The 2,313-nt window shown below is 60.9% G+C and carries 3 protein-coding genes; 1 reads left to right on the top strand and 2 read right to left on the bottom strand.

The window, feature by feature from the left end; genetic code table 11:
* On the top strand, nt 1–252 hold a 252-nt coding region (locus tag VZ95_RS26100; protein ID WP_456297711.1), incomplete at its 5' end, for a hypothetical protein.
* Nucleotides 253–391: 139 nt separating this feature from the next.
* On the opposite strand, the gene purD is transcribed toward VZ95_RS26100, so the two are convergent.
* Both purD and VZ95_RS19080 read right to left on the bottom strand, forming a co-directional pair.
* Entirely contained in the window at nt 392–1,660 is a 1,269-nt protein-coding gene (gene purD, locus VZ95_RS19085) for a phosphoribosylamine--glycine ligase (RefSeq protein ID WP_045777274.1), read from the bottom strand.
* 18 nt (nt 1,661–1,678) lie between these two features.
* A partial coding sequence (locus VZ95_RS19080; protein WP_045777273.1) for a PfkB family carbohydrate kinase occupies nt 1,679–2,313 on the bottom strand: 635 nt, incomplete at its 5' end.

Here is a 2,313-nt window from a genome sequence, read left to right as displayed (position 1 = left end):
CACAGCTTAAGATTAAGCATTAGAGAAGAATCGGATACGGATAAATTTAACAGACAAGATGCCATCATGGAATTGCATCACAAAATTCTAGAAGAAAAGCCTCATTTTAAAGCAAAAATAAAATATGATGATTTAAATAAAATTCATTACGTAAGGCCAAGAATGAATAATTCAAGAATAATATCTCAGTCTGGAGCTTTTCTATTATTTGGCGGGACAACATATATGGCCGAAGATTGGGGGGGAAATTAAGTATGATGAAATTAATATATCCAGAGACTTCAAAGAATCAATCATATCTGCACTAGAAAGCATGAATGTTAATCAAGCTTCCTTATTCCCAGATATTGAGAAAATGGCTGGATACATATCCCATAAGTATAAGTAAATCTCACCCCAGCGCCCGCCAACCGATATCGCGCCGACAGAAGCCCTCGTCCCACTGAATGAGATCGACGGCGCGATAGGCCCGCGCGCGCGCCGCCGCCAAGTCTTCGCCCGTCGCGGTCACGGCCAGAACGCGGCCACCATTGGCGACGATGCCGTCATCGCCCTGCTTGGTGCCCGCGTGGAAGATCGTCACGCCCGGCACGCTGCTGGCGGCATCGAGCCCGTCGATTCGCCCACCTTTTTTCGGCTCACCGGGATAGCCTTGCCCCGCGAGGATGACAGTAATCGCCGGGGCCGCGCCCCACAGCAGGGTTACGTCATCGAGACGCCCCGCGCGCGCCGCCAGCAAGGCCGGCAGCAGGTCGGAGCTTAGGCGCGGCAGCAGGGTTTCACACTCGGGGTCACCGAAGCGGATATTATATTCGATCAGGCGCGGCCCTTGCGCCGTCAGCATAAGACCCGCGAACAGAATGCCTTTAAACGGGCAGCCGCGCGCCGCCATCGCGTCGAGCGTCGGCTGGATCATCGTTGCCATCACCTCGGCTTCCAGCGCCGGGGTGAAGATCGGCGCGGGGGAATAAGCGCCCATACCGCCGGTGTTCGGCCCCTGGTCGCCGTCGAAAGCGCGCTTATGGTCCTGGGCTCCCGCCAAAGCCAGGCCGCGCGTGCCGTCGCAGAGCACGAAGAAGCTGACTTCCTCGCCTTCCATAAACTCTTCGATGACGAGTTCCGCGCCCGCCGCGCCGAATTTACCGCCGTCCATCGCCTCGGCTATGGCAGTTTCGGCCTCGGCGAGACTCATCGCCACGGTCACGCCCTTGCCCGCCGCCAGCCCATCGGTTTTCACGACGATCGGCGCGCCCTGTTTTCGAACATAAGCGCGCGCCGCCTCGGCATCGGTGAAGCGGGCATAGGCGGCGGTCGGAACGCCCGCAGCGGCCACCACATCCTTCATAAAGCCCTTCGAGCCCTCAAGCTGGGCTGCCGCTTGCGACGGGCCGAAAGCGGCGATGCCCTCAGCTTCCAGCGCATCGACAAGGCCGAGGGTCAGCGGCTCTTCGGGGCCGACGACGACGAAATCGATGCTATTTTGTTTTGAGAACGCAACGATGCCCGCAATATCGGTGGCCGCCAGCGGCACGCAGTCGGCCACCTGGGCGATGCCGGGATTGCCGGGCGCGCAATAAAGCTTCGTGAGGCGCGGCGAGGCGGCCAATTTCCAACACAGCGCATGCTCGCGCCCACCGCCGCCGACGACCAAAAGCTTCACGATGGCGTTTCCTTTTGCTTAGATTTGTTCGGCGATAAAGCGGGTGCGCGCGTCCACCAGGAACGGCAGCGCGTCGGTCAGCGCGAGATCGAGCAGGCCGCGCTCCTCGGTCAGCGCCAGCAGCGGCACCATCGTTGCGGTGGCGCGTTCCAGCGCCGTCACCGGGTTCAGCGTGCGCAGGTAATAGCCCAGGAACAGCGCCGCAAAAACATCGCCCGCCCCGTCGAAGCGCCGGTCCAGCCGAGGCTGTCGAACGCGGAACGTTCCCTCATCGCAAAACAGCAGCGTATCGACACTATCCTCGGGCACATCCGCGCCATCGTAGAAGGTAACGCAGACGATGCGCGGCCCGCGCGCCGCCATCCGCTGCTGAATCTCTGCCACCGCCGCCCGCGTTGCGCGAATTTCGGTCAGCGTGTGGCCGGTCAGAATCCCCAACTCGAAGCGGTTCGGCGTGATGATGTCGGCCAGCGGCACCAGCGTATCGCGAAACACCGCCGGGACTTCCGGGCGCACATAGAGCCCCTCGCCGTGGGCCAAATCGGCATCGCCCATCACGGGGTCGCAGAGATAGAGCTTGAGGCGTGCCGCCCCCGCACCCGCCGCCACCGCGTCCGCCACCACCGCGCCCATGCCGGGATCGCCGAGATAGC

Source organism: Elstera litoralis (assembly GCF_000963705.1).
Lineage (GTDB): Bacteria > Pseudomonadota > Alphaproteobacteria > Elsterales > Elsteraceae > Elstera > Elstera litoralis.
This window is presented reverse-complemented; position numbering and strand designations above follow the sequence as displayed.